The organism is Streptomyces sp. NBC_01571 (assembly GCF_026339875.1).
Taxonomy (GTDB): Bacteria; Actinomycetota; Actinomycetes; order Streptomycetales; family Streptomycetaceae; genus Streptomyces.
On record NZ_JAPEPZ010000001.1, the window covers coordinates 8,968,296 to 8,990,119 of the forward strand.

Consider the following 21,824-nt stretch of genomic DNA (forward strand, 5'->3'; position numbering starts at 1 on the left):
CGGCAAATCCTGACAAGGTGGCCCCATGGTTGATCGGGGAGCGAGCGCCCTGTCTCTCCCGGACGACTGGCCCGCCCGCCCGGATCCGATCCTGGCGCTCAACCGCATGGGCAGCTTCGACTGGGACCTGGACAGCGGCCTGCTCCACATGGACGCCCAGGCCCACGAGATCTTCGACCTGCGCCCGTCCGAGTTCGACGGGTCCCCGAGCGGCCTGTCGGTCCGGATGCCCCCGGCGGAGGGCATACGCCTCGACACCGTGGTGTCCCAGGCCATCAAGGACGGCAGCGAGAACTACGGCGCCTACTTCCGCGTCCGCCGCCGAGACGGCTCCCTGCGCTGGACACACACCCAGGGCTGCATCCGGCGCGACGAGACCGGCAGACCGCGCCGGATCATCGGCATCGTGCGCGACGCCACCCAGGAACTGAGCGAGGGCGCGGCGCGCCACGAGCTCGCCGCCCAGGACGAGGCCCGCCGCCAGCAGACCAACGTCGTGCAGATCACCACGGCGGCGCTGGCCCACGCCCGGACCGTCCAGGACGTCATCGACATCCTCAAGGACACGCACGGCCTCACCCATCTCGGGGCGACGAGCATGGTCATGGGACTGATCGAGGCCGGCCGCATCCGGCTCGTCGCCGAGGGCCCCGCGGGCAGTTTCGTACCCGGCACCCTGATCACCCGGATCGACGAGGAATACCCGATGAGCGAGGTCGTCCGCACCCTCGCCCCGCGCTTCATCGAGTCGCCCGACGACTTCGCCGCGTCGTACCCGACGCTGTGGCCGCACATCACCGACCTGGAGATCACCTCGGCCGCCTATCTGCCGCTGATCGCGCAGGCCCGTCCCATCGGCGCCCTCGGCCTCCTCTACAACGACCGCTACGGCTTCTCCGCCGAGGAGCGCAACGTCCTCGTCGCACTCGGCAGCAGTATCGCCCAGAGCCTGCAGCGGGCCATGTTCTACGAGCAGGAGAAGGACCTCGCCGAGGGACTCCAGCAGGCCATGCTGCCGCGCTCCATCCCCAGCGTGCCCGGCGCCGACACCGCCGTCCGCTACCGTTCCGCGTCCCTCGGCCGGGACATCGGCGGCGACTGGTACGACCTGATCCCGCTGCCGGGCGGCCGGGTCGGCGCCGTCATCGGCGACGTCCAGGGCCACGACACGCACGCGGCGGCGGTCATGGGCCAGTTGCGCATCGTGCTGCGCGCCTACGCGGCCGAAGGGCACACCCCCGCCACCGTGATGGCCCGCGCCTCCGTCTTCCTGCACGAACTCGACACCGAACGCTTCGCGACCTGCCTGTACGCGGAGGCCGACCTGTCCACCGGCGTCGTCCAGCTGGTGCGGGCCGGCCACATCGACCCGCTGGTCCGGCTGACCGACGGAACCTGCCGCCGGCTGTCCGTCGAAGGGGGCCTGCCGCTAGGTCTGTCCGCCCTCTTCGGACGCCTCGAATACCCGGTCGAGACGGTCGAACTCGACCCGGGCCAGACCCTCATGCTGTGCACCGACGGCCTCGTGGAGCAGCCCGGCGTCGACCTCGACGAGGGGATGCACACCCTCATGGAGCTGATCCGGTCGGGTCCGGAGGACGTGCGCGATCTCGCCGACCGGCTCATCGACGTGGCCGAGGAACGCGGCGGCGAGGACGACGTGGCCCTGCTGCTCCTGCGCCGCTGCGGACCCGGGCCCCGCCAGTCCGGTGGCCGGCTCCAGCAGCAGGTCGCGCCCGGTGACTCCGAGGCCCTCACCGAGGCCCGGCGCATGATCCGGGCGGCGGTCCGCGCCTGGGGTGCCGCCGAGCGCGCCGACGAGATCGAACTCGTCGCCGACGAACTGATCACCAACGCCCTCATGCACACCGAGGGCCCCGCGATCGTCACCCTGCGGGTCCTCAGCGGCCCCGACCGCAGGCTGCGCGTCGAGGTCGAGGACTCCTCCAGTGCCCTGCCGCGCCGCCGGGAGGCGGGCGAGTCCGGTGTCTCCGGGCGTGGTCTGCTGCTGGTCGACCGGCTCGCCGACGTCTGGGGCGTGGAGGCCCGGGGCGGCGGCAAGTGCGTGTGGTCCGAGTTCGTCGTCCCGGGACGGGACTGACCGACGGCGCGGCGCGGCCCGGCGGGGCATGGTCGGTGATCCGGATGGTGGTGTCGGTGCCGGGTGGCACTCTGGATGCATGCCGGAACTGCCAGAGGTCGAAGCGCTCAAGGACTTCCTGGCCGACCATCTTGTCGGCCGTGAGGTCGTGCGCGTGCTCCCCGTCGCCATCAGTGTCCTGAAGACCTACGACCCGCCCGTCACCGCCTTCGAGGGCCGTGAGGTCACCGCCGTGCGCCGGCGCGGCAAGTTCCTCGACATCGAGGCCGACGGCCTGCACTTCGTGACGCACCTGGCCCGCGGGGGCTGGCTGCAGTGGCGGGACCCGCTGCCCGACGGCCCGCCCAGACCCGGCAAGGGCCCACTGGCGCTGCGCGTCGCCCTGGAGAACGGCGAGGGCTTCGACCTCACCGAGGCGGGCACCCAGAAGAGACTCGCGGTCCACGTGGTCCGGGACCCGGAGGAGATCCCCGGCGTGGCACGCCTCGGCCCCGACCCGCTCGCCGCCGACTTCGACGAGGCGCGGTTCGCGCGGCTGCTCGAAGGGGAGCGGCGCCGCCTCAAGGGCGCCCTCCGGGACCAGAGCCTGATCGCGGGCGTGGGGAACGCGTACAGCGACGAGATCCTGCACGCCGCCAGGATGTCCCCGTTCAAGCTCGCCTCCTCGCTGACGCCCGAGGAGACCGGCCGTCTGTACGCGGCGCTGCGTGGAACGCTCACCGAGGCGGTGGAGCGCTCCCACGGGCTGGCCGCGGGTCGCCTCAAGAAGGAGAAGAAGAGCGGGCTGCGGGTGCACGGCAGGGCGGGTGAGCCGTGTCCGGTGTGCGGCGACATCATCCGTGAGGTCTCCTTCAGCGATTCCTCGCTGCAGTACTGCCCGACCTGTCAGACGGGAGGCAAGCCGCTGGCCGACCGGCGGATGTCCCGGCTGCTCAAATAGCTCCAGCTCAGGGGGACTTGACCGTCACCAGGTGCTTGCCGTCCGCGGTGCGCACCTCGAACCGGCTGATGTCCGAGGAGGACATCGAGGCGCCGCCCTGCATGCTGGTGGACGCTCCGTCGTGCTCGGGCACCATCCAGCTCGTGACCGTCTGCTCCGACCCGTCCTTGCCGACGGCGACGAGCTGGCAGGGCCGCGGACCGCTGGAGTCCTTGACCTCGACGTCGACCTCGCTGCCCCAGACCCGGTCCTGGGTGGTGATCCGGGCCCAGACGCCGGTGTCCGCGTCGGTCGCGGCCGCCTGGTTGGACGCGGAGCCGCCGGACGCCGAGTCGTGCGACGTCACCATCGCGATCGTGGGGCCGCCCGCCGCGAAGACCACGGCGGCGGCCACCGCGTACAGCCAGCGCCTGCGGCCGGCCCGCCGGCGGCCCGCCACCTCGCCGAGCAGCGTGTCCAGCAGCCGGGGGCCGGGTGCCGCGAACGGGTGCACGGAGCGCGGTGTGGCCCGCCGGTACAGCATCATCTGCCGTGCGGCGGGTCGGAACTCACTCACGTGCGCCGCGCACTGGGGGCACTCCATGAGGTGATCCTCGAAGCGGAAGGCATCCGCCTCGTCCAGCACGCCGAGCGCGTAGGCGCCGACGTCACGATGCCGTTCCAGGGACCTCATACCGAATACCGAATCCTCGTGGCGATCGAGCGGGGTGGGGGTGGTGTTGCTGTTGCCCACCGGTACGGACCAGACCGCCGAATCACTCAAGCTCGTCCGGAATCGCGGCGAAGACGTTCGGAGCGGGCGCGCCCGCGGATTGGTGCGTGCCCGGAAAAGTTGCCCGGGCCGCGTCCGCGGGGCGGCTGCCCGAGGATCGCTGGGAGGTTCTCGCAGGAGGGAAGGACTGTTCGAAGGGTGCGGAAAGAAGGGCGGAAAGAAGATCGGAGGGTCGGGAGGTCCGGTCGGAGGAGTTCCGGAGGGTGCGGTCAGAAGAGATGGATCGCCAGATGCCCGAGGGGCAGGCCCAGCTGCCAGGCCGGTGTCCACACCTTGGGGCCGTCGTCCTCGCCCGGGATCGGACCCCCGCCGGGTACGGCGTCCAGGTCGGGGGCGAGCAGTTCGGTCTCCTCCAGCCAGCGCCAGGCCGCCGTGGCCAGCTCCAGGTCCGGGGCGGGCCCGCCGCGCTCGGCCGCCTCGGCCGCGAGCCGGGCCATGTGCTCGCGCACCCAGTCCTGCCACGGCTGGTCGTAGGCGGTCAGCGAGAGCCAGGTCTCCAGCTGCGAGACGACCCGGATGCCCGAGAGCTCGCCGTCGCCGTCGGAGAGAAAGATGGTCAGCGCCAGGGCGTCACGCCCGGCGCGGAACTCGAAGGACGTGGGCGGCATCAGGTCGCCGGTCCGCAACAACTCGTCGGCGATGTACTCGGCGTACAACCACGCCATGGGGACGGTGAGTTCCCCACCGCCGGTGCCGTCCGTGCTCTCTTGACCTCTGTGCAGCATCCCTTCCTGCCTTCCTCCGGTGCGTGCGCGTCGCCCGACCCGGGCTCTCGGTCGGAACACGGATGAGGACAAGCGGAATACTCAACCATGGTCCTTGGCAGGCGCTTTACGGAGGCTTGACCCGGCGCTCGGTTTCACCGCAGGTCGGCCGCGTATCCCGGAAGGACCCGGCGCAGGGCGCGCAACGCGTAGTAGGCCCGCGACTTCACGGTACCGGGCGGAATTCCGAGCGCGGCGGCGGCCTCCGCCACACTCGCCCCCTGGAAGTACACCTGCACCAGGACTTCACGGTGCTCGGGAGTGAGAGTCTTCACAGCCTCCCGCACATCGAGCGTCGCCGCCGACCTTTCGGCGTGATCCGCGCACACCCGCGCGTTGTCCAGCACCGCGTCACCCACCTCGGGGGGCCGCGCCTGACGGGCCCGCCGCGCGTCGATCGCGAGCCGTCGTCCCACGGTGAGCAGCCAGGGGCGTACGGAGGCGAAGTCGTCGGCGCGCAGCGCCTCGGGGTGCTGCCAGGCCCGTACGAAAGTCTCCTGCAGCAGATCCTCGGCGCGCTGCCGGTCGCCGTCGGACAGGCGCAGCAGCAGGGCGAAGAGGGGCCGTCCGTGCTCGCGCTGCAGCGCGAGCAGCTCGTGCTCGGCGGTCGTCTTGGTGGTGGTTCCGGCCGTCATGGCCTGTATGCCAGCGGCTGCCGCTCCGCTCGGACAGGGGCGGGGCACGGGTCTGCGGTGGGCGGTCGATGCTGTCGGTGAACGGCACGGCGAACGGTTCAGCGGGCCCGCACGCCCCGCGCCCGGCGCACGCTCCTCCCCGCCGACGGGCGTGTCAGCGGGGGACGTTCGGGCATGCGGCCGCGTGGCGCCCCGGTTCCCCGGCTCCCTCCCGTCGAAGGGAACCGTCCCCGGGTGAGGCGACGACCGGTGAGGGGCGACGGCGGGCACGTGGCCCCGGCGGCTACGGGACGACCGTGACCGGCCAGCGCCCCGCCTTCACCAGCCGGATCGCCACCGAACCGACGATGCGGTGCCCCGCCTGCTCTGAGGCGCCGACCACCACGGCGTCCGCCGTGAGTTCGTCCGCCGCCTTCACCAGGCCGTTGTACGGGTCACCGCGGAAGGTGTGGAACTCCCAGCGCACCGCGTATATGCCCTTGAGCCGTCCGGCGGCCTCACGGATCTGCGCGATGAGGTCCTCGGCGATCCGGTCCGTCGTCTCCGCGACCGGTGCCCCGAAGGCCGCTCCCGCGGCCATGACGGGCTGGATGTAGACGACGGCGAGCAGCGCGTTCTGCCGCCTGGCCAGGCCGCTCGCGTACGCCGCAGCGCGCAGCGAGGAGTCGGAGCCGTCCACGCCGACGACGATGACCTTGGGGCCGTCCGTGCCGCGCTCGAACTGGTGCGAGGGTTGCTGTTCCGCCACACCGCTGAGGCTATCGGTAGTCGCAGGTCCGGGAGGCGGCTGGGGCGTATGGATACCAGGGGGACGGCGTGTCGGCCACACCGGCGCGGCGGCCGGTGCGCGCGCCGGTTCCGGACGCCGTCCGGTCCGGACGTCGTCCCGGGTGTTCACGGGACGAAGCACCCGGGCCGGCGCACACGGAGTGTCCCGCGGCCGGCTTGCCGGGCGCGGGCGTACGCACGAGGCGGCCCCCGCGAGCGGCGCGCGAGCGGGCACCGGGTCGCTCGACGGGCGGGGCCGCCCCGCTCTTCCTAGAGTCGGAACCATGAGTGCCACCGTCGAGGCCCGCGGACCGAAGGGCGCCAAAGGCCCCGTACGGCCGTCCCGGGACGGTTTCCTCAGCAAGGTGCCCGAGGGCTATGGCGCCTTCTTCGGCGCCCTCTGCGCGCTCTGCGTCGTACTGGCCTTCATCGAGCCCCTGCGCCGCCTGCTGCGCCCCGTGGTGGACCTCCTCGACCGGCTGATCGTCCCGGTCAGCGCGAACCTCGCCTACGCGGCCTTCCTCTTCCTGCTCGCCGCCGCGACCGCCGCCCGCAAGAAGGTCGCCTGGTGGCTGGTCGTCGTCTACCTCGGCCTGTTGGTCCTGTCCGACGTCGTCGGCCTCTCGATGGGCCTGTACGCCGAGTCGCTGCCGTCCTTCGTCGTCTGCGGCACCGCCCTGGTGCTCCTGGTCGTGGCGCGCCGCGAGTTCTACGCCGACTCCCGGCGCGGCGCCGTGTGGCGGGCCCTGGCCGTCCTGGTCGCCGGGCTCGCCGTGGCGATCCTGCTCGGCTGGGGCCTGGTCGAGCTGTTCCCCGGCACCCTGCCGCGCGGCGACCGGCTGACGTGGGCGGCCGGCCGGGTGTGCGGCGGGCTCGTCTCCGCCGACTCGTTCGGCGGACGCCCACCCCATCAGGTCTACTTCTTCCTCGGTCTCTTCGGCGCCGTCGCCCTGCTCAACGCCGCCGCCACGCTCTTCCGCTCCCAGCGGCTGGAGGCTGCCCTGCACGGCGACGAGGAGGCCCGCATCCGCTCGCTGCTGCGGGCCTACGGCGCCCACGACTCCCTCGGCTACTTCGCCACCCGCCGTGACAAGGCCGTCGTCTTCTCGCCCAGCGGCAAAGCCGCCGTCACCTACCGTGTCGAGGCCGGGGTCTGCCTCGCCAGCGGCGACCCGGTCGGCGACCGCGAGGCCTGGCCGCACGCCATCGACGCCTGGCTGGACCTGGCACGCCGATACGCCTGGGTGCCCGCCGTCATGGGCGCCTCCGAGGACGGCGCCACGGCCTTCGTGCGGGCCGGTCTCGGAGCACTCGAACTCGGTGACGAGGCGATCCTGCACGTCGCCGACTTCGACCTCGGCGGCCGCGACATGCGCGTCACCCGCCAGGCCGTCAACCGCGTACGCCGCACCGGGGCCACCTGCCGGGTACGCCGCCACTCCACTCTCACCGACGAGGAGATGGAGGAGGTCGTCGACCGGGCCGACGCCTGGCGCGACACCGAGACGGAGCGGGGCTTCTCCATGGCCCTGGACCGGCTCGGCGACCCCGCGGACGGGAACTGCCTCCTCGTCGAGGCCATGGACTCCGACGGCAGGCTCCTGGCGCTGCTCTCCTTCGTGCCCTGGGGCGACGACGGCATCTCGCTCGACCTGATGCGCCGTGACCGCAGAGCCCCCAACGGCGTCATGGAGTACATGGTCGCCGAGGTGTGCGCGGTGGCCGGGAAGTTCGGCGTACGCCGTGTCTCCCTCAACTTCGCGGTGTTCCGGTCGGTCTTCGAGGAGGGCGCCCGGATCGGCGCCGGGCCGGTCCTTCGGCTCTGGCGCAAGCTGCTGCTGTTCTTCTCCCGGTGGTGGCAGCTGGAGGCCCTGTACCGGTCCAACGCCAAGTACCACCCCGAGTGGTACCCCCGCTTCCTCTGCTACGGCGACGCGGGCTCCCTCGCCCGTATCGGCATGGCGTCCGGTATCGCCGAGGGCTTCGTCTCCGTGCCGTCGCTGCGCAAACTGTGGGGCAAGGGACGCACGAAGGCCCGGACCGCACCGGTGGTCACCGAGGGCCTGTCCGCACCGCCGGCCGCGGGCCCCGGCGGAGGGGCGACGGCCGAGGCCCCCGATCCGACGGCCGGACTGCCCGAGCAGGTCCGCGTCCGGCACCGCACGCTCGAACGGCTCCGCGCCGCGGGCACCGACCCGTACCCGGTCGGCGTCGCGGCGCGCACGCACACCCTCGCCGAGGTGCGCGCGGGACAGCAGGTGACCGTCGCCGGGCGGGTCATCCTCGTACGCGACTTCGGCGGCCTGGTCTTCGCCGTACTGCGCGACTGGTCCGGCGACCTGCAGATCGCCCTCACCCGCTCCCGATCAGGGCCCGCGCTCGACCGGTTCCGCGCGGACGTCGACCTCGGCGACCACCTCACCGCCGAGGGTGTCTCCGGTGCCGGCGACAGGGGCACCCTCACCGTCTTCGTGACCGACTGGCAGCTCACCGGCAAGTGCCTGCGCCCGCTGCCCGACAAGCACCGGGGCCTGACCGACCCCGAGGCGAAGGTGCGCCGCCGCCATGTCGACCTGCTGTCGAGCCCCGAGGCGCGTCAGGTCGTCCGGATCCGCTCCACCGCCGTGCAGGCGCTGCGCCAGGGGCTGTTGGACCGCGGCTACCTGGAGGTCGAGACGCCGATGCTCCAGCAGATCCACGGCGGCGCCAACGCCCGCCCTTTCACGACCCACATCAACGCCTACGACCTGGACCTCTATCTGCGCATCGCCCCCGAGCTGTACCTGAAGAGACTGTGCGTCGGCGGCCTGGAGAAGGTCTTCGAGATGGGCCGCACCTTCCGCAACGAGGGCGTCTCCCACAAGCACAACCCCGAGTTCACCATGCTGGAGGCCTACCAGGCGTTCGCCGACTACGACGTCATGCTCGACCTCGCCCGCGAACTGATCCAGGGCGCGGCGACCGCCGCGTTCGGGGCGCCCGTCGCCCGCAGGGCCGGCACCGAGTACGACATCTCCGGTCCGTGGCCGGTCAGGACGGTGTACGGCGCCCTCTCCGAGGCACTGGGGGAGGAGGTCGACGCCGACACCCGGGTGGAGGCGCTGCACGGGCTGTGCGACCGTGCGGCCGTGCCGTACCGGGCGGACGACGGCCACGGTGACATCGTACTCGAGATGTACGAACGACTGGTGGAGGCGAAGACCCGACTGCCCACGTTCTACAAGGACTTCCCGACCGACGTCTCCCCGCTCACCCGGCAGCACCGCACCGACCCGCGCCTCGCCGAACGCTGGGACCTCGTCGCCTTCGGTACCGAACTGGGCACCGCCTACTCCGAGTTGACCGATCCAGTGGAGCAGCGTCGGCGGCTGACCGCGCAGTCGCTGCGGGCGGCCGGGGGTGATCCCGAGGCGATGGAGCTCGACGAGGACTTCCTCGACGCGCTCGAATACGCCATGCCGCCCACCGGTGGGCTCGGCATCGGCGTCGACCGGACGATCATGTTCCTCACGGGTCTCACGATCCGTGAGACCCTGCCGTTCCCCCTGGTGCGCCGTCGCTGAACTGGTCCCATCGGGTGCATTCGCGGGTCCGCACCGGTGTTTCTCAGCCGCGTCGCCCGCCCGTTGGGCGACTGATGGGTCATGGAAAAGGACCAGTTGCTCCCGCGCCGCCGGGCATTGACCGCCGGCACCGCGGTCCTGGGAGTGGCGGGGGTGACGGGCACGGCCCGCGTCCTCACCTCCGCACCGGCCGGGAGCCCGGTGCGTCCTCCGGCCGCCGGCCCGCAGGCCCGCGCGGGCCGCAAGCCGTCCGCCTACCGCCTGCTGCCCATGACGGGAGACGGCCCCGCGAGCAGCAGACCCTTGCGTCCCCCCGTCCGGCGCGAGCCGCTCCTGCACGTGTCCGGACGCGGCCGCGCCATGGTGCTGACCTTCGACGACGGCCCCGATCCGCGCTACACCCCGACCATCCTGAAGACCCTGCGCGAGCACGACGTGCGGGCGATGTTCTTCGTCTGCGGGAGGATGGCCGCGGCCAACAAGAACCTGTTGGCCGAGATGGCCGACGACGGGCACGTCGTCGGCAACCACACCTGGACGCACCCGTTGCTGACCCAGCTCCGGCGCTCGCAGATCCGCTCCGAGATCGAGCGCACCTGCGACGTCATCGAGGACGCCTACGGTGAGCGGCCCCTGTGGTTCCGCGCGCCCTACGGTGCCTGGAACCGAGCGACCTTCCAGATCGGCGCCGACCTGGGCATGGAGCCGGTGGCGTGGACGGTCGACTCCCTCGACTGGACCACGCCCGGCACCGGGGCCATCGTCCACCGGGTGGAGCACGGCGCCGCCCCGGGCGTCATCGTGCTCTCCCACGACGCGGGCGGCGACCGCTCGCAGACCGTACGGGCGATGCGCGACTACCTGCCCCAACTCCTCGACCGCGGTTACCACTTCACCGTGCCGCGGCGGCGCTACGCCTGAGACCGGCATACGCCGGCACGAGCCGTGCCGGGACCTGGGACCGGTGACCGCCGACCGCCGACGGCCGGGACGAGCCAGGCCCGGCCCCGGGGCCGCCGGCGTGCCGGGACCTTCCGCCCGCCGCCGGCCGGTGCGTGAACCCCGGCCGGTGCGTGAACCCCGGCCGGTCCGTGGTCCCCGGCCGCTCCGTGAACCCCGACCGGGAATCCCGGCCGGGCCCTCGCGCCGGGTCGGCGGGCCGGAAAGCGTTCGGTGGACTCCCTGCGACGCTCAGCGGACGCCGGCGAGACGGGCGAACACGACGACATTGCCGTCGTAGCCGTGCTCCTCGGAGAAACCCCCTCCGCAGGTGATGACGCGCAATTCCGGGGTGCCCTTACTGCCGTACACGCGGTCACCGGGGAAGGCGCTCTTCTGGAACACCTGGATGTCGTAGACCTCGAATGTCGCGGTCCTCCCGTCCTTGCGCAGGACCTCGACCCGGTTTCCCTTCTTGAGGGCCCCGAGCGCGTAGAAGACGGCGGGGCCCCGCGCGTTGTCCACATGGCCGACGACGACGGCGGTGCCCTTCTCGCCGGGAGAGACCGCGCCGGTGAACCAGCCCGCGAGATTCGGGTCGTCGGGGGGCGGCGCGCCGACCCAGCCGTCCGTGTCGAGACCGACCGGGACGACCGGTGCGTCGACCCGGATCGCCGGGATCCGCACCCGGTCCACCACGGAGTACGGCAGAGGAGCGGGCGCCTTCGCGAGGGTGCCGGCGGGGGTCCGGCCGTCGGCCGCTGCCGCCGCCGCGGGCTGCGGAGGGCCCACGTCGAACTCACCGGAACCGTTGCGCATCAGTGCGAGGCCGGTCAGCAGAACAAGCGCCATCACGCCCCAGGGGACCCGCTTCCTCTGCCGTTCCTCCTCTTCGGGCCATGCGGACGAAGACATTCGCCATCCCCTCTCGACACGGCCGTCACCGCGTCCGTCGCGCATACGAGAAAGCTAAGTGGAGCATGCCCGGCGGCCGACGGGGCACGGGCGAACAGATGGCGGAGCACCACGGTGGTGCGCCATCCGAGTTGCCGAGTGCAGGATATTTCCGGCAGTCCGTGACCTGCGGCAATATCTGATTATGTGTAAGTCATTCGGCGTGTCTTCTCACCAGGACGGACCATTCTCGAAATGCGGCCTCTCGCGCGGCATCTGAGGGTCTGACTGGGAGACGCTTTCTCGCCGATCGACCGGGGACGGGTCCCGGGGCGTCTTCCGCGGAGGATCACATGCGTACCATCCGTGCCCTCGCGGTCTCTGCCGCCGCGGTCGCCGCGCTGGGGTTCGCCGCCCCCGCGGCCATGGCTTCGAGCGAACCGGGCTACGGCGAACGGGGAGCCGGTGAAAGCCTGGACGACAGCGGGCGAGCGTACGACGACGCGGATCCGGGCGACTACGGACGCTTCGGCGACAGCGGGTCCTGGGACGACGAGGGCCCGGAGGACGGCTGGGGCGAGGGGAACAGCGGGAGCGGGCAGGACGACGGTCCGAGGAACATCAGGGCCAGGCCCGGTGTCGTCGTCCAGGGCGGCCCGTTGACCGTCGCGGTCGACGGCGACTCGTGCCGGAGGCCCGGCAGCGCGGTCTCGTCGCGGGCCTTCCGCACCACCTGGCTGCGACGCTCGGGCGCCGGCACGGCCACCGCGCGCGTCTTCATCGACCGGGGCGTGCGGCCGGGGTCCTACGACATCACGGCCCGCTGCGGCGAGGACCGTACCCTGACCCGGCCGGCCGCCTTCACCGTCGTCGGCGGTGTCCGCGGTGGTCTCGGCGGCGGCACCTCCACCGGAGCGACGCCCACCGACATCGCGATCGGCAGCGGCCTGGTGGCCGCCGCCGTCCTCGGCGGCGGGGTCCTGTGGCTGCGTCGAAGGTCCGGCCGGCGGATCTGAAAGGGGCGCACGAGGTCGTGCTCGCGGTGACGCGGACGGGAGAAGCCTCGCAGACCGTGCGGGGACTTCACGTGCGCGGCCGGGGGACGGACACGGTGTGTCGCCCGTCCCCCGGCCGCACGGTCGCTAGCGGGGTTCCTCGTGCGGTCCCGTCATCCCGGAAGGTGGGGGAACAGCGTCAGGAACGGCTCCGCCGAGGCCGCGATGCCCCGGCTGTAGGGCGCGTCGAAGTCCCAGATCAGGAAGAGCAGGAAGGCGATCAGGGCCGAGAAGAGCCCGGCCAGGATCAGTTCCCGCCTGGTGCGCCGGATCTGCAGCGCGAAGACCATCCCGATCGTGACGACGGCGCCGGTGATCAGCCCGAACCACACCACGCCCGGCATGGTCGCTCCGGTCGACTCCGCCCGTGAGTTGCGTGCGGTGTCGGCCGCGGTCACCTGGTCGACGAGCGGCTGGTAGGCCTGGGCCTCGAAGTCCGTCTTCGGCTGGTAGTCGGTGACGTCCGCGCGGATGCGGTCGAAGAGCCGTCCGCCCTGGGCCGTCACACGACCGTGGTCCGCCATGGTCTTCCACTCGGTGGTGACGACGTGGCCGACGTACGCGTTCACATCGCCGCGGATGCGGTCCCGCACGTCCGCCGGGTAGACCCGGACCCGCTCCGAGATCTCGTGCAGGGCCTGGGCCTCGGTCTGTACATGATCCTGGGCGGCACTGCGGGCCTCCCAGACGCCGGCGATGGCCAGCCCCAGGACGATGGCGTAGACCACGCCGATCATCATGGTCATGTACTCGATCACGTCCGGGGTCTCGGACGGATCCTCGTCCTCGGGGGCCCGCCGGTTGCGCAGCAGCGCCACGACGAGGACCACGAGGCACGCGGCCGCCATCGCAAGGACGAGAACAAGCCAATCCGACAAAGTTGCCTCCAAGGGTCAGCGCGGACGCAGTGCCGCGACGGCGAGCACCGCGGGCACGGTGACGAGCAGGGTGAGCGAGACCAGGGACGGTCCGCTGCGGACCGCGTGCTTGTGCGCCGGTGCGCGGTACACCGGGTAGCTCACCGGGGTGGGCGACGGCCGGGGACTGGCCTTGTGCGTCGGCGTGGGCGTGGGAGTGGGCGGCGGCGGTGGTGGTGGTGGCGTGGGCCTCGGCGCCGGTGCCACGGCGGCGGGCCGCGGGGCCGGCGGCGGGGGTGGCGGAGGCGGGGGTGGTGGTGTCGGTCTGGGTCTGGGCGGAGGAGGAGGCGGTGGCGGTGGTGGCGGCGGCTTCGGGGTGGGCGTCGGCGTGGGAGTGGGCGGTGCCGGGCTGACGGTGCAGAGCCCGTCGCCGGCGACCGCCACCGCGTCCGTGCCGTCCGGTCCGACGGAGGCGTACGCGCAGGCGTCCGCGACCGCGGACGAGACCGGCGCACCGCCGAGGATCCAGGTCAGCGTCAGCAGCGCCAGTACCCGTATGACGAGGGCGGACGGGGTCCGCTGTGGTGCATGCACGACCGAGATCATGAGGCGTGCCGTCCCCGCGCACGCCGGAGTGGCGGGGTATTGCCCCGAACGAAGGACTTGTGGACCGGGGCGGTTTGACGACCGCGCGGGAGACGGCGGCCGGCCCGGGCGCAGATGTGCGAGAAGAAGGGAACGGGAGTGTGGCGGACAACCGTACGAGGTTCCGTCGGCGGACGGTGTCACAGCGTTCCGAAAGTTTTTTGTGAGCCGGTTGAACACAACGGCGGCCCCCGTCCGTACCTAGGGCCATGCGCGGCGCTGCAGGGCGCTGCAACCCTTATGCGAACAGTGGGAGTTACCCAATGAAGACCTCCTGGCGGAGCGCCTCCCTCGTAGCGACAGCTGCGGCCGTGCTGGCGCTCACGACGGCGTGTGGTCAGGATTCGGGCACCCAGTCGACGGGCAGCCAGAACGTGGGCGCTGCCGCGGCTGCCAACGGATACGGACAGGTCAGCAGCACCGCGACCCCGAACGGCTACGGCGCTGACCAGCAGGGTGCGGCGGCCCAGGCCGAGTCCGCCGGGCAGCTCGCCGTCGCCGAGAGCACGACGCTCGGCAAGGTGCTGACCGACAGCGCGGGATTCACCCTGTACCGCTTCGAGAAGGACACCGCCGAGCCCCCGAAGTCGAACTGTGACGGCGACTGCGCGAAGGCCTGGCCCGCCGTTCCCGCCGACGGTGCCACCGCCGCCACCGGAGTGGACAAGGCCCTGCTCGGCGAGGTCACCCGCACGGACGGCACCAAGCAGCTGACCATCGGCGGCTGGCCGATGTACCGGTACGCCAAGGACACCAAGGCCGGTGACACCAACGGCCAGGGCGTCGGCGGCATTTGGTACGCCTCCGCCCCCGACGGCAAGAAGGCCACGCTGGCCGCCCTGCCGGGCCTGTCGACCCGCAAGGACCCCAAGCTCGGCGAGATCGTCGTCGACAAGAACGGCATGACGGTCTACCGCTTCATGAAGGACCAGGCCTGGCCGGTCTCGAAGTCCGCCTGTGTCGGCGCCTGCCTGGAGAAGTGGCCCGTCGTCGCGCCGGTCAAGGCCGCCGACACCAAGGGCGTCCAGAAGAAGGGCCTGATGGGCTTCACCCGCCCGGACGGCGCCAAGCAGATGACCGTCAACTGCTGGCCCATCTACACCTTCTCCGGTGACACGAAGGCCGGGGACACCAACGGTCAGGGCGTGGGCGGCACGTGGTACGCCGTCGCCCCCGACGGAAAGCCGGTCGGCGCGCAGAAGTAGAGGATCATCACCTCCCCAGGGTTGGTCGTCTCGTCCGCAGAGCAACGGAACGCGGAAGGGGGAGTGGATCAGAACTGGCAAGAGTGCCGGACGAACAGAACAGCGCGCGCGACCCCGGTCCGCCCCCTCCGCACCGCACGGAGGGGGCGGACCGTTCGGCGTGTGCGCCGCGCCCACGCCGGCCGCGGCTCCGGTACCGGAGCCGCGGCCGGAGAATTTTCCACACCGGGGATACCCGCCACCCCGGACGGCATGACGACGCTTCGTGACCCCCGAGAACTTTTTGGAATGCTTCGCATCGATTTCGCGGTGACACTCGACGGCGTGTCCGAAGACCCCGCGCAGCGGCCGATTCGGCACATGCCCGAGGCAGTGCCGGTGAACGGACGGTCAATTTCCGTTTTGGCTCGCCCGTTTGGCGGGCGATCAGTAGCCTCAGCTCGAACACCGGATCGCCTACGTCGTCGACTACGCCTTGGAGAGATAGATGGAGCGTCCCGCCTGGGCCCCACGCAGCATTGACATCTCGGTGCCGAGCGTGTCCCGAATCTATGACTACTACCTGGGCGGTTCGCACAACTTCGAGGTCGACCGGGAAGCCGCTCGCAAGGCGATGGAGTTCCTGCCCGGACTGCCCAAGATCATGCAGGCGAACAGGGCGTTCATGCGTCGCGCCGTGCGCTTCGCGGCGGACGAGGGCATCTCGCAGTTCCTCGACATCGGCTCCGGCATTCCGACCTTCGGCAACGTCCACGAGGTCGCCCGGGCGGCCCGCCCCGGAGCCCACGTCGTGTACGTCGACCACGACCCGGTCGCCGTCGCGCACAGCCAGGCCGTCCTGCGGGACGTCGAGGACACGGACGTGGTCGCGGCCGATCTGCTCAAGCCCCAGGAGATCCTGGCGAGCGCCGAGGTGCAGCGGCTGATCGACCTGAACCGGCCGGTCGCCCTGCTGCTCGTTGCCATACTTCACTTCGTGGAGGACGCGGACGACCCGTACGCTGCGGTGGCCGAACTGCGCGACGCGCTCGCGCCCGGCAGCCTGCTCGTCGTCACGCACGCCTCCTACGAGGGAATTCCGCTCCCGCCCGAGCGGACCGAGGGTGCGGTCGACGTGTACAAGGACATTCGCAACCCGCTGATCATGCGCTCGCGCGAGGAGATCGCGCGGTTCTTCGAGGGGTACGACATGGTGGAACCCGGACTGGTGCCGATGCCGATCTGGCGGCCCGACACCGCGCCCGAGGACGAGGATCCCTATTCCTTCTCCGGGTTCGCGGGCGTGGGGCGCACGGCGTGACCGCGGAGCCGGACGGGCCGGAGGACAGACTCCGCAGGTTCGCGACGATCTGGAGCCGGGCGGTCTTCCCGGTCACCTCGACCTCGCTCACCAGGCCCGAGTTCGAGCAGCAACTCGTGCCGCTGGCAAGGCGGTTGAGCGAAGCTCTGCGTGCCAGGACCTTCGAGGCGACCGAGGGACAGGAGGTCGGCGCCGCGATCGTCTCCGCACACTGCACCGATCCGGAGGCGCTGAGCCGCACCCTCGACTGCGTCGACGCCTATCTGGTGCTCTACTGCGGCGAGGACGGACCCCAGGAGGCCCTGCGTACCCGCTCGGCACGCCTGCAGCACGCCATGGCCGCCGGATTCGCGCAGGCGCTTCGGGAGCGGACGCTCAGCGAGCAGGAGGCCATCTACCAGGCCGCGTTGAACGCGCGCAGCACGGTGGCCGAGGCGCTGCACGCCAGTGAGGCACGCTTCCGCGCGGTCTTCGAGGGCGCGGCCATAGGTATCGCCATCGCCGACCTCGAGGGCAACATCCTGCAGGCCAACGGCGCCCTTCTGCGGATGTTCGGCGGCTCCGAGCAGACGATGCGCGGCCGCCGGGTCCCCGAGTGGACGCACCCCGACGACGCGCCCCAAGTCTGGAAGCTCTACGAAGAGTTGGTCAACGGCGAGCGCGAGCACTACCACGTCGAAAAGGCCTTCTACCGACCCGACGGTACGGCCCTGTGGACCAACCTGACCGTGTCCCTGCTGCGTGACGCGGACGGTGAACCCCAGTACCAGCTCGCCCTCATGGAGGACACCACCGAGCGCCGCCTGCTCAATCTGCGGCTGCGCTACGAGGCCACGCACGACGCGCTCACCGGACTGCCCAACCGGACCCTGTTCTTCGAGCGCCTGGAGAAGGCGCTGTCCGCGGGCGACGAGCAGCGGTTCGGCCTGTGCTACCTCGACCTCGACGGCTTCAAGACCATCAACGACAGCCTCGGACACGCGGCCGGGGACCGGCTGCTCGTGGAGGTCGCCGACCGGCTGCAGTCCTGCGCGACCGCACCGGGCGAGATGGTCGCCCGGCTCGGCGGCGACGAGTTCGTGGCCCTCACCACCGGCCCCGACACCGAGCGCGAGGTCGACGAACTCGCCGGGCGCATCATGAACGCCCTGGTCACCCCGATCAGCATCGACGGCCGTGAGCTGGCCGTGCGCGGGAGCATCGGCATCGTCGAGGGGCCGGCGGGCGAACGCGGCCCGGCGGAGGTGCTGCGCAGCGCCGACATCACGATGTACCGCGCCAAGTCCGCGGGCGGCAACCGCTTCGAACTCGCCGATCCAGAGGCGGACGCCCGCGCGATCACCCGGCACGGGCTCACCACGGCCCTCCCGGCGGCCCTCGACCGGGGCGAGTTCTTCATCGAGTACCAGCCGCTGGTGCACCTCGGCGACGGCAGCGTGCACGGCGCGGAGGCGCTGGTGCGCTGGCTGCATCCGCAGCACGGCGTGCTCGGACCCGACCAGTTCATCCCGCTCGCCGAGCACACCGGGCTGATCGTGCCGCTCGGCCGCTGGGTCCTGGAACAGTCGGTCCGGCAGGCCCGCCAGTGGCAGGAACGGCGTGCGGGGACCGGCCCGCTGCGGATCAACGTCAACCTGTCGCCGTGCCAGCTGACCCATCCGGGTCTGGTCCAGGACACCGTGGACATCCTGGAGCGCGAAGGGCTCGACGCGGGCGCACTGTGCCTGGAGGTCACCGAGTCGGCGCTGATCGGCGCCGACGACGACCTCCTCAAGCCGCTGCGCCGGCTCGCCGAGATGGGCGTGGACATCGCCCTCGACGACTTCGGCACCGGCTACTCGAACCTCGCCAACCTGCGCCGGCTGCCCGTGAGCATCCTCAAGCTGGACCGCTCGTTCACCCAGGGCATGCAGCAGTTCCCGGCGGACCCGGTCGACCTCAAGATCGTCGAGGGCATCGTCTCGCTCGCCCACAGCCTCGACCTCGCGGTCACGGTCGAGGGCGTCGAAACGGGCGCCCAGGCCGAACAGCTGCGGATACTGGGCTGCGACACCGCCCAGGGCTGGTACTACGCCCGGCCGGGTCCGCCGGAGCGTCTGCACGAGCTGGCCCTGGTCGACGCCACCGGCTGAGACTTCGCCCGCTCGGTGGTCTCCGGGACAGGAGGCCACCGAGCGGCGCGGGGCAGGAGCGGGGAGGTGCGGCATGGCGGTCGTACCGGTGGGCGTCGTCGACGGTCACCAGCAGCGGCCACCGGGGGCCGGCGGATCGAGTACGGCGTCGCCCAGCGCCGTCACCGGGAGCGACTCGCCCGTCGTACGCCCGAAGGCGGTGCCGAAGGATGTGCGGCCGGGGTCCTCGACCGGGTCGGCGCGGCGCCGGGGGCGCGCGGACCCGGGCCGACCCGCGCGCCGCCGGAGCCGCCACGGGCCACGACACGGAGGCCCATGGCACGAAGGCCCATGGCACGAAGGCCCACGGCACGGGGGCCCATGGCGCGGACGGCCCATGGCGCGGGCACGGTGCTGCCGCACGAGCGGCAGGGCGCCGACCGCGCCGCGAGCGGACCGGGTGACAAGGAGACCGGCGCTCGGCTCAGCCCCTCGCCGCGCAGGGTCGGGACGGACCTCTACCGCGTGCTCGCCGAGCTCGGCGTCTCCTCCTGGGCCTCGCCGCGGGATGCGCCGGCGGGGAACTCCGCCGAGGCTGGACGAGTCGCCGTCGGGACGCTCGTACCGGGCACCACAGCCGACCGGGGCGACTCGCAGGAGGTCACCCACCTCGAGCGGTCGTGGCCGCACCTGCCCGCACCGGGCGGCCTCCGCGCGACAATCGCATCACCCACCCGCACCACATCCAGCACTCTCCGAACCGGGCTTCACAGCACAGGAGTTGAGAAGAATGAGTACGGAACTTCAGGGCCGGACCGCCATCGTCACCGGTGCCAGCAAGGGCATCGGACTGGCCATCGCCCAGACGCTGGCCGGAGCGGGCGCGACGGTCGTCGCCGGGTCCCGCACCACGACGGAGGCGCTGGACACCCTGGTGAAGGAGGGACCTGTCACCTGGGTCCCGGTCGACCTCGCCGAACCCGGCGCCGCCGAACGCCTGGTCGCGGCCGCCGGCGGACGTGTCGACATCCTCGTCAACAACGTGGGCGCCGCCCCCGCCCGCACCGGCGGCTTCCTCTCCGTGACCGACGAGGACTGGCAGCGCACCGTCGACCTGAACCTGCTGACCGCCGTACGGGTGACCCGGGCCGCCCTGCCGGTGATGCTCGCAGCCGGTCACGGCTCGGTGGTGACGGTCGCGTCGGTCAACGCCACCCTGCCCGACCCCCTGGTGATCGACTACAGCGCCGGCAAGGCCGCGCTGGTCGCCTTCTCCAAGGCGCTGTCGAAGGAGGTCGGCCCGAACGGCATCCGGGTCAACACCGTCAGCCCGGGTCCGGTGGAGACCGAGCTGTGGCTCGGCGGCGGGGGAGTGGCCGAGACCGTCTCGGCCGCCGCCGGTATCACCCCGGACGACGTGATCGCGCAGGCGTCCGGTGCCACCGTCACCGGCCGGTTCTCCCAGCCGTCCGAGGTCGCCGAACTGGTTCTCTTCCTCGCCGGGGACCGCGCCCGCAACATCACCGGCAGCGACCTGGTGATCGACGGCGGCTTCATCCCCACACGGTGAGCTCTCTCCCCACGCGCCGACCGGACGGCTTCAGCGCTCCAGCAGCATCCGCTGCAGTTCCCGGGCGGCCCGTGGCGGTGCCACGTCACTGCGGTGCGCGAGTGCGATCGTCCGGTGCAGTCCGGGCGGGGCCAGCGGGGTGACCCGCAGGCCCCGCCCGGACCGCGTCGCGACCATGCGCGGTACGACGGCCAGACCGAGACCCGAGCGGACGAAACCCAGTACGGCGTCCATCTCGCCGCCCTCCACCGCGAAGACCGGCTCGAAGCCCTCGGCACGGCAGGCGGCCACCGTCAGTTCCCGCAGGTCGTAACCGTGCCGGAACATGACCATGCGTTCGCCCTCCAGATCGGGGATCCGGACCGTACGGCCCGCGCCGGGCGCGGGCGACTCCGGCGAGGACACCACCACCAGATCCTCGCGCAGCAGCTCCACCGTGGTCAGCGCCGGAGACGGGGTCGGCAGCGGGAGCACGACCAGGGCGAGGTCGAGCGCGCCGCGGGCGAGCTCCCGGACGAGGTCGTGGGAGCCGCCCTCCTCGATCAGCAGCCGGATGCCGGGATACCTGTCGTGGAAGGCGCGCAGCACATCGGGCAGCAGACCGGTGCACACGCTCGGGGTGGCGCCCAGGCGGACCCGGCCGCTGCGCAGCTGGGCCAGCTCCTGCACCTCGTGCCGGGCCGTGTCCGCGTCGGCGAGGATGCGGCGGGCCAGCGGCAGCAGCGCCTCGCCCGCGTCGGTCAGCGTGATGTTGCCGCGCGCCCGCAGAAAGAGATCCGCCCCCAACTCCCTTTCCAGCGAACGGATCTGCTGGGAAAGGGAGGGCTGGGCGACATGGACGAGCTCGGCGGCCCGGGTGAAGTGCCGGGTCTCGGCGACCGCCACGAAGTACTGGAGCTGCTGGAACTGCACCCCCTCACGATAGGCCACCCCTATCGAAACGAGCCACACCATGTCTTGGACCGATCGGCCCCTCGCAACCTAGCGTGCGGGGTTATGGCTCTGGCAACGCGGACGGACCGACGACCGTCCATGACCCGCTCCTTGTGGGACAGCTCGCTCGGGAAGAAGACCGTGATGGCGGTGAGCGGCCTGATCATGCTGCTCTACCTGGTCGTCCACATGCTCGGCAACCTGAAGATCTTCTTCGGCCCGGGCGATTTCAATCACTACGCGCACTGGCTGCGCACCCTCGGCGAACCGTTCCTGCACTACGAGTGGGCCCTGTGGATCATCCGCGTGGTCCTGGTCGTCGCCGTCGTCGCGCACGCCACCGCCGCCTACCAGATGAGCCGCCGCGACATCAGGGCGCGCCCGAGCCGGTACGTCCACAGGAAGCCCCGGTCGAGCTACGCCACGCGCACCATGCGCTGGGGCGGGATCATCCTCGGCCTCTTCATCGTCTGGCACCTCCTCGACCTGACGACCGGCACCGTGCACTCCGGCGGCTTCCAGTCCGGACACCCGTACCAGAACGTCGTCGACACCTTCTCGACCTGGTACGGCGACGTGATCTACATCGTCGCCATGCTCGCGCTCGGCCTGCACATCCGGCACGGCTTCTGGAGCGCGGCACAGACCCTGGGCGCCGGCAGTCGCACCCGCGACCGCGCCCTCAAGACCGTCGCCAACGTCCTCGCGCTGGTGCTGACCGCGGGCTTCGTCGCCGTACCCGTGGCCGTGATGACCGGAGTGGTGAGCTGAA

Annotated in this window: 18 protein-coding genes; 10 read left to right on the forward strand and 8 right to left on the reverse strand. The window is 71.7% G+C overall.

The window, feature by feature from the left end; translation table 11 throughout:
- The first annotated feature begins 25 nt into the window (after window positions 1-25).
- A complete protein-coding gene (locus OHB41_RS40110; RefSeq protein WP_266704561.1) occupies window positions 26-2,101 on the forward strand; it encodes a SpoIIE family protein phosphatase in 2,076 nt (691 codons plus the stop codon).
- Window positions 2,102-2,180: 79 nt separating this feature from the next.
- Window positions 2,181-3,041 (forward strand): Fpg/Nei family DNA glycosylase, encoded by an 861-nt coding sequence (locus OHB41_RS40115; protein ID WP_266704562.1) that lies wholly within the window; start codon window positions 2,181-2,183, stop codon window positions 3,039-3,041.
- A 7-nt stretch (window positions 3,042-3,048) separates the two neighbouring features.
- Here the strand turns inward: OHB41_RS40115 and OHB41_RS40120 are convergent, their stop codons facing one another.
- The 4 genes from OHB41_RS40120 to OHB41_RS40135 all read right to left on the reverse strand — a co-directional run bounded on the left by OHB41_RS40120 (window position 3,049) and on the right by OHB41_RS40135 (window position 5,960).
- Window positions 3,049-3,714 carry a zf-HC2 domain-containing protein gene (locus OHB41_RS40120; RefSeq protein WP_266704563.1) on the reverse strand — a complete coding sequence of 222 codons (666 nt, stop codon included), beginning with the start codon at window positions 3,712-3,714 and terminating at the stop codon, window positions 3,049-3,051.
- 308 nt (window positions 3,715-4,022) lie between these two features.
- Window positions 4,023-4,538, reverse strand: coding sequence for a hypothetical protein (locus OHB41_RS40125; protein WP_266704564.1), 516 nt, complete (start codon window positions 4,536-4,538; stop codon window positions 4,023-4,025).
- A 134-nt stretch (window positions 4,539-4,672) separates the two neighbouring features.
- On the reverse strand, window positions 4,673-5,212 hold the full coding sequence (locus OHB41_RS40130) for a sigma-70 family RNA polymerase sigma factor (protein WP_153287489.1): 540 nt from the start codon (window positions 5,210-5,212) through the stop codon (window positions 4,673-4,675).
- A 283-nt stretch (window positions 5,213-5,495) separates the two neighbouring features.
- Complete coding sequence (locus OHB41_RS40135) at window positions 5,496-5,960, reverse strand: universal stress protein (RefSeq protein ID WP_168531334.1); 465 nt, start codon at window positions 5,958-5,960, stop codon at window positions 5,496-5,498.
- Window positions 5,961-6,264: 304 nt separating this feature from the next.
- Here OHB41_RS40135 and lysX point away from each other — a divergent pair, with 304 nt between their 5' ends.
- Window positions 6,265-9,543, forward strand: a complete 3,279-nt coding sequence (lysX, locus tag OHB41_RS40140; RefSeq protein ID WP_266704565.1) for a bifunctional lysylphosphatidylglycerol synthetase/lysine--tRNA ligase LysX — start codon at window positions 6,265-6,267, stop codon at window positions 9,541-9,543.
- Between the two features lie 81 nt (window positions 9,544-9,624).
- A complete protein-coding gene (locus OHB41_RS40145; RefSeq protein ID WP_266704566.1) occupies window positions 9,625-10,464 on the forward strand; it encodes a polysaccharide deacetylase family protein in 840 nt (279 codons plus the stop codon).
- Window positions 10,465-10,734: 270 nt separating this feature from the next.
- On the opposite strand, the gene OHB41_RS40150 is transcribed toward OHB41_RS40145, so the two are convergent.
- Window positions 10,735-11,397 (reverse strand): class F sortase, encoded by a 663-nt coding sequence (locus tag OHB41_RS40150; RefSeq protein WP_266704567.1) that lies wholly within the window; start codon window positions 11,395-11,397, stop codon window positions 10,735-10,737.
- A 332-nt stretch (window positions 11,398-11,729) separates the two neighbouring features.
- Here OHB41_RS40150 and OHB41_RS40155 point away from each other — a divergent pair, with 332 nt between their 5' ends.
- Complete coding sequence (locus OHB41_RS40155) at window positions 11,730-12,392, forward strand: hypothetical protein (RefSeq protein WP_266704568.1); 663 nt, start codon at window positions 11,730-11,732, stop codon at window positions 12,390-12,392.
- A 152-nt stretch (window positions 12,393-12,544) separates the two neighbouring features.
- On the opposite strand, the gene OHB41_RS40160 is transcribed toward OHB41_RS40155, so the two are convergent.
- Together OHB41_RS40160 and OHB41_RS40165 are read right to left on the reverse strand one after the other, a co-directional pair.
- Window positions 12,545-13,309, reverse strand: coding sequence for a bestrophin-like domain (locus tag OHB41_RS40160; protein WP_266704569.1), 765 nt, complete (start codon window positions 13,307-13,309; stop codon window positions 12,545-12,547).
- A 15-nt stretch (window positions 13,310-13,324) separates the two neighbouring features.
- Window positions 13,325-13,882: a hypothetical protein gene (locus OHB41_RS40165; RefSeq protein WP_266704570.1), complete on the reverse strand. Its 558-nt coding sequence runs from the start codon at window positions 13,880-13,882 to the stop codon at window positions 13,325-13,327.
- A 314-nt stretch (window positions 13,883-14,196) separates the two neighbouring features.
- Between OHB41_RS40165 and OHB41_RS40170 the strand changes: the two genes are divergently transcribed.
- The 4 genes from OHB41_RS40170 to OHB41_RS40185 all read left to right on the forward strand — a co-directional run bounded on the left by OHB41_RS40170 (window position 14,197) and on the right by OHB41_RS40185 (window position 20,119).
- On the forward strand, window positions 14,197-15,138 hold the full coding sequence (locus tag OHB41_RS40170) for an SCO0930 family lipoprotein (protein WP_266704571.1): 942 nt from the start codon (window positions 14,197-14,199) through the stop codon (window positions 15,136-15,138).
- A 487-nt stretch (window positions 15,139-15,625) separates the two neighbouring features.
- Complete coding sequence (locus OHB41_RS40175) at window positions 15,626-16,438, forward strand: SAM-dependent methyltransferase (protein WP_266704572.1); 813 nt, start codon at window positions 15,626-15,628, stop codon at window positions 16,436-16,438.
- Complete coding sequence (locus OHB41_RS40180) at window positions 16,435-18,570, forward strand: putative bifunctional diguanylate cyclase/phosphodiesterase (RefSeq protein ID WP_266704573.1); 2,136 nt, start codon at window positions 16,435-16,437, stop codon at window positions 18,568-18,570. Before OHB41_RS40175 ends, OHB41_RS40180 begins: the two co-directional genes overlap by 4 nt.
- Before the next feature lie 769 nt (window positions 18,571-19,339).
- Window positions 19,340-20,119 (forward strand): oxidoreductase, encoded by a 780-nt coding sequence (locus OHB41_RS40185; protein ID WP_266704574.1) that lies wholly within the window; start codon window positions 19,340-19,342, stop codon window positions 20,117-20,119.
- A 30-nt stretch (window positions 20,120-20,149) separates the two neighbouring features.
- Here the strand turns inward: OHB41_RS40185 and OHB41_RS40190 are convergent, their stop codons facing one another.
- Window positions 20,150-21,031: a LysR family transcriptional regulator gene (locus OHB41_RS40190; RefSeq protein ID WP_266704575.1), complete on the reverse strand. Its 882-nt coding sequence runs from the start codon at window positions 21,029-21,031 to the stop codon at window positions 20,150-20,152.
- A 120-nt stretch (window positions 21,032-21,151) separates the two neighbouring features.
- On the opposite strand from OHB41_RS40190, the gene OHB41_RS40195 reads away from it, so the two are divergent.
- Window positions 21,152-21,823, forward strand: coding sequence for a succinate dehydrogenase (locus OHB41_RS40195; RefSeq protein ID WP_266704576.1), 672 nt, complete (start codon window positions 21,152-21,154; stop codon window positions 21,821-21,823).
- The last annotated feature ends 1 nt before the right edge of the window (window position 21,824 follow it).